The sequence below is a fragment of the Bacteroidales bacterium genome, assembly GCA_012517825.1.
GTDB lineage: Bacteria > Bacteroidota > Bacteroidia > Bacteroidales > JAAYUG01 > JAAYUG01.
The window spans coordinates 1-6,113 of sequence record JAAYUG010000020.1; the positions used below are offsets into that span (position 1 = coordinate 1).

The following is a 6,113-nucleotide window of genomic DNA, read 5'->3' on the forward strand; positions in this document are numbered from 1 at the left end:
GAAAGGCGCGGTTCATTGCGCAACCAGTATACTGCCTTTCGCATTTTGTAATTCAGAATGAAGGAATTGGGCGTCATACCGGTTATTTCTTTCACAAGGGCATACAATTTGCTCCTGCCCATGCCCAATTCCCGGGCCAGATCATTGATGTTAAAATCGGATGCATCCAGTTTGTTCTCGATCAGCGATTCCATTCTGGATAATAGTTCCTTATCGGTTTCCGACATTCCGGTAAACGGGACTTCATCAGAAAGCGTTCTGGAGAATTTCTCCCTGAGCATTTTCCGGCCTTTAACCAGATTGTTGCAACGAATGATCAGGCTTCTCGGATCAAATGGCTTGGTGATATAATCATCGGCTCCGAGCTGGTATCCGCTGGCAATCTGTTCTGAGTCAACCTGCGCTGTTAACAACACAACAGGAATGTGCGATAGTTCATAATTGAATTTTACCCGCCGGCATAATTCCCTGCCTGACACTCTGGGCATCATAATATCAGTAAGGATTATGTCTGGCCTGTACTCCAGAATTTTTTCATAGGCTTCCTCTCCGTCACCTGCTGTTTCAACTGTATAAAACGGACGAAAAAGTTCCTTCAAAGCAACCAGAAGATCTTCATCATCTTCGGCAATTAAAATGACCGGTTTTTTATTCGGTTCGGTCTGCGGTATGATTTCTCCGGCCAATTCTTCCGATGTCATCTTAAAGCTGGCTACCCGTTGCAGGTTATCATACGACTGAGAATACTTCTGTTCCGGGGCAAAATGCTCATCACCCAAACGCAATTCTACCTTAAAAACACTGCCCTGTCCCTCCGTACTTTCCACAGTAATTTTCCCACCATGCAGTTCAACAATGCTCTTTGTCAGGGCCAGGCCAATGCCTGAACTCATAACAAAGGTAGGATCGGAGGCAATGTTTTCTGCCTGATAAAAACGATCAAAAATACGATTGAGATCATTGACGGGAATACCAACTCCTGTATCAGCAACTTTCACTATTACTGAAGAAGAGCGGCGCACTACTGACAGAGTAATAGAATCGCCTTTACGGGTAAACTTAAAGGCATTGGAAAGAAGGTTATAAAAGACTTTCTGCATTTGAACCGGATCAAACCATACTTCAATAACGGGGTCAGCATATTCAAAACTGAACTTTATCTGTTGAGAAACTGCATAATCATGAAAAGCCCCAAAGATATCGGCAAGAAATTCAACCAGGTTGTTGTTACTGACTTTTAGCCTGAACTGCCCTTGTTCCTGCTTGCGAAAATCAATCAGTTCATTCACAAGGTTCTTCATTCGCAGGGCATGTTTCTGAATTTTCCTGATCTTATTATGAATGGCAGGAGTTAAGGCTGCATGCTGAAATAAAAGCTCTATCTGAGCCAGAATAAGGGTTACCGGCGTGCGAAATTCATGAGCTATGTTGGTGAAAAACCTCAGTTTCGACTGATTCAATTCTTCAATGCGCTGTTTTTCCTTTCGCTCAAAAGCAAGAGAGGCTTTAAGAATAGCACGCGAGCGGTAAAATAACAGAACAGCAGTGACAATGCCTGAAAGAACAAGAATATATGCTATGTAAGCCAGAGAAGAAGCATACCAGGGAGGACGTATCGTAATTCCCAGCTGTGCCTGGTGGTTCCCACGAAAATTTCCGGTATTGACCTCCCGCACTTTCAGAGTATAGTTCCCAGGAGGAATATTTGTATAGGTTACTGAATGATCATTAGCACGAATCCATTCTTTGTCAAACCCCTCAAGAATGTATTCATAATCATTTTGCAGATGCGGAATATAATTTGAAGAGGCAAACTCCACAATCAGGTTTGACTGATTATGCCGAAGTTTTATTGACTGAACAAACGGGATGGCTTCTTTAAGAATATTGCCCGGGCTTCCGGGCACTACCAGCCGGTTGTTGATATAAATTTTCGAAAAATACAGAGTATAATCCGTCACAAAAGGTTCTATCGATTTTTCACTGAACGATACCATTCCATCAATTCCCGCCACAAAAATTTGCCTGTCGGATGTAACAAACAAACCATTCTCCTCGAGAAATCCTGACAATGGAAATCCTTTTCTTGCGAGTAAATGTTGTGCCTCGTTTCGGTCAACATCAAAAAGAGTTATTCCTTTATTTGTGGTGATGATCAGCCGGCCTGAAGGAGTTTCAGCCAGGTTATAGCAAAAGTTGCTCAGCAAATGGTTTTTCTCTTCATCAAAATGAAGAAATGTGCCCGTTTTCTCGATATACTGGATCAATCCACTCCCTTCGGTAGTCATAAAAATCCTGCCTCTGCTGTCTTCCATCATCCGGGTAATCCTGTAACGAGAATACGGCAAGGTATCGTCGGGGGTATATGCATATTTTTCAAGAAGGTTCTTATGAAAATCGTATCGGTAAAGCGTATTGGCCAGTTGCGATAACCACATTCTTCCTTTTGAATCAATGAGAATGCAGTTAAAAATCATGCCAAAGGGATTTTCTCCTGTTGCAAGAGGGGGTTCGAAACGGCTAACTTTTTCTGAATCCGGGTCAAAAACCACCAAACCACCCTGCGTTGCCAGGTATAGCTTGCCCTCATACAAAGCCATACCCCCTATAACGTCGTTAGGAAGAGTGTTTGGCTGGCCGGGTATATGACGATATGTTGTAAATACAAGGGTAGCAGGATTAAGTACCGACAATCCTCCGGTATGTGTTCCAATATATAGTTTCTTCCGTTTCTGATCAAAGACAATCGATTTCAGGTTGTTATGCGCCAAACTTCCTGGTTTTTCGCCGGAATAAAATCTCTTTATCTCCCCGGTACGCCGGTTCAGGCAATTGAGTCCTCCTCCCTCGGTACATATCCATAAATTCCCCTTATCATCTTCAGTAATATTACCGATAATCGGATAGCTTAATTGCGACGGGGACTGCCCATAGCTGTAAAACGTAAAAACATCCTTTTCTGGGTTAAAGAAGTTGACACCCCCATAATAGGTACCAACCCACATAGTTCCCTGCCTGTCACGAACAATACAATAAATTGAAGCATGGCTCAGCGTAAACGGAATATTTTCAACCGGCACATAATGATCCGTTTCACCCCGGCCGGGATGATACCGTATAATCCCGTTAAACGTCCCCATCCATATATTCCCCGATTCATCTTCCTCAAAACATCGTACATCATTTCTTAACAGGTCAACGGGAACAGGAACAGCTGTTCCCGTTGAAGAATTAATGAGATAAACTCCATCATTTCTCGTACCTGCCCAAATTCTTCCTTTGCTGTCAGAAAAAACACTTGATACGTAATTTCCTTCCAAAAACACATGCAGAAGTTCTCCTTCCCCGCTGAAATGAAGCAGCCCGTTTTTCCCGGCCAGGAAAAATCCGGTTCCCGGCAAATACATCATTTGCCGCACAGGCAAAAACCGGGAATCAAAAACCGCAATGCTCCTGTTTTTACCTGATGCCGGGTCAAAATGAAATAAGTGATTGTTTACGATATAATACAACTGCCCTGCCTTATAATGCATTACATCAACGTCCTTATCGACCAGTACCGAAAAAATCTGCTTCCTTATATCATATCGAATGATGGTTTTATCGGCAAGAATGAACAGATTCCCTTTACCATCGCCCGAAATCTCCCAGATAACATGATTAACAAGATGTGGGGGCGCCGGAATTATGGGGATGTGCTCAATAGTGTTCCCATCATACCTGTTAATCCCAAGACGGGTACCAAACCAGAGCGTTCCAGTTTCATCCTGATAAACAGAATAAACCGTCATATGAGACAGCCCCTCCCGAATTCCCAAACTCCAGAAATTAATTTTCTGACGGACAGCACTTACAGAAAATGTAACTGTGAGGAAAAAAGCACAAATCAATAGTTTTTTCATAGACATTCCCTGGCTTTCATATTTTCAAAATTACCTATAAAACCCCAATTATACCCTGTTCAGCAGGGAAGGGTGAGAAAAGCCAATGCCTTGTTAGCCTGTTAATTACAAATTATGTCGGGCGAATATCATAGTTTAAAAATGTACGAAAATGGTTACAAAATTGTCCGAAAAGAGATTTGAGTCGACAAGAAGGACAATTGAAACCCCCTTAACGACTTAGAACATCAGAAATTAGTACAATAAAAAGCTAATTTATTTTAACCAAAATGTAACCAAACTATGAAAAAGGGCTTGTTGAAACTAAGTGCTCTGTTGATCACAGGCATGATGTATGTCATGAGTTATGCACAAACTTATGACATTCAGGGGCAGGTAACCGACAAAACAGGAAATCCTTTGCCCGGTGTAAATGTTGTGGTCAAAGGAACCTCGCAAGGGACGATAACCGACACGGAAGGTCATTTCAAAATTGCTAATGTATCACCTTCTACTGTGCTGGTTTTTTCGTTCGTAGGAATGAAAACCACAGAGGTACCTGTTGGCAATCAGACCACAATAAACATTGTCCTCGAAGAGGAATTAATGGGAATGGAAGAAGTGGTTGTCATCGGCTACGGGGTTCAGAAAAAGGTAAATTTAACGGGGTCTGTTTCCTCCGTTAATTTTGGAGACCTGGCCGACCAAAGACCAATGACCAACGTCTCATCTGCCCTTGCAGGGCTAAGTTCAGGTGTGGTTGTATTGCAAAGCAATGGGAATCCGGGAAAAGACGGAGCTACCATTTTAGTACGCGGGCTCGGAACACTGAACAACAACAACCCGCTTGTTATAATCGACGGGATGGAAGGTTCGCTCGATGCTGTCAATCCCAACGATATTGAATCCATTTCCATTTTGAAAGATGCGGCATCTGCAGCAATCTATGGTTCGAGAGCAGCTAACGGCGTAATCCTTGTTACTACCAAAAAGGGAAAGAAAGACCGGATGAACGTAGTTTACAACGGGAATTACTCCTTTTCCTCTCCAACGCACCTCATGGAATTTGTCAATGATTATGCAACCCACATGAAACTCATGAATGAGAGTGCAAGGAATATTGAAAGTGCCGAACCTTTTACCCAGGCTACCATTGATGCATGGCTGAATGCAAAGAAAAACCCGAATGCACTCAATGCCAACGGTGTTCCCAACAGAATCGCCTTCCCCAATACCGACTGGGTGAAAGAAATCTATCAGAAAAATATTGTTCAAGATCATATTCTTTCACTTGATGGGGGAACTGAAAAATCTACGTTTCTGCTGTCATTTGGTTATCTCGACAATCCAGGGCTGGTTGACCGCACAGGAATTAAACGGTACACCCTGCGGGCCAATCTGGAAACCAATGTGAACAACTGGCTCACAATTGGTACCCGCACCTGGGGCTTTACACAGGAAAAAGACCTCGGAAACTATGATACGGCGCTGGAATACCTCTTTCAAACCACCCCGGGACTTGTGCCCGAATACAATGGGAAATACGGCTTCCCTGAAGCTCCGGGCGAAAGTTACTATGCTAACAACATTGCTGCTATCCTGAATAATACCCTTGGGCTTGACCGGTCTTCCTATTTCAATACCACCTTGTTCAGCAAGGTAAAAATTCTGAAAGGGCTTTCCTGGGATTTCAATTTCAATTTTGCACGTCAGTTTGATGAAGGAACAGGTACCACAAACGGAGATGTTTATGAACGAATCAAATTCAGCACCGGCGAAGTAATGGCCCCGAAGTGGGATCCTTCTGAACTCTATACATCGCGCAGAACCTCAAGCAACAGAGGATACACCCTTGAAAACCTTTTACGGTACTCAGCTACTCTGGCCGATGTGCATAATCTGGACGTTTTGCTGGGATATAATGAACAATATTATTATGAATACTATCACACCGGCATGAAGAAGGGGCTGATTGACAAAAATATCAACACCTTCAATTCGGCAACCCAGATGATTGAAATCAGAGGAGATGCCAACGACTGGGCCCTCCGTTCATGGTTCGGACGATTAAATTATGTGTTCGATCAGAAGTATCTGTTTGAAGCCAATTTCCGTTATGATGGATCTTCGCGGTTTGACCCATCCAAACGGTGGGGCTTGTTCCCGTCGTTCTCAGCCGGGTGGAGAATTTCTCAGGAAAGCTTTATGCAAAACATTGATTTTATCAACAAC

At 43.1% G+C, this 6,113-nt stretch carries 2 protein-coding genes; one reads left to right on the forward strand and one right to left on the reverse strand.

The window, feature by feature from the left end; genetic code table 11:
• Positions 1-3,902, reverse strand: a 3,902-nt coding sequence (locus tag GX419_01430; protein NLI23352.1) for a response regulator, incomplete at its 3' end; no start/stop codon positions are given.
• 282 nt (positions 3,903-4,184) lie between these two features.
• Between GX419_01430 and GX419_01435 the strand changes: the two genes are divergently transcribed.
• The coding region (locus GX419_01435; GenBank protein ID NLI23353.1) for a SusC/RagA family TonB-linked outer membrane protein at positions 4,185-6,113 on the forward strand (1,929 nt) is incomplete at its 3' end.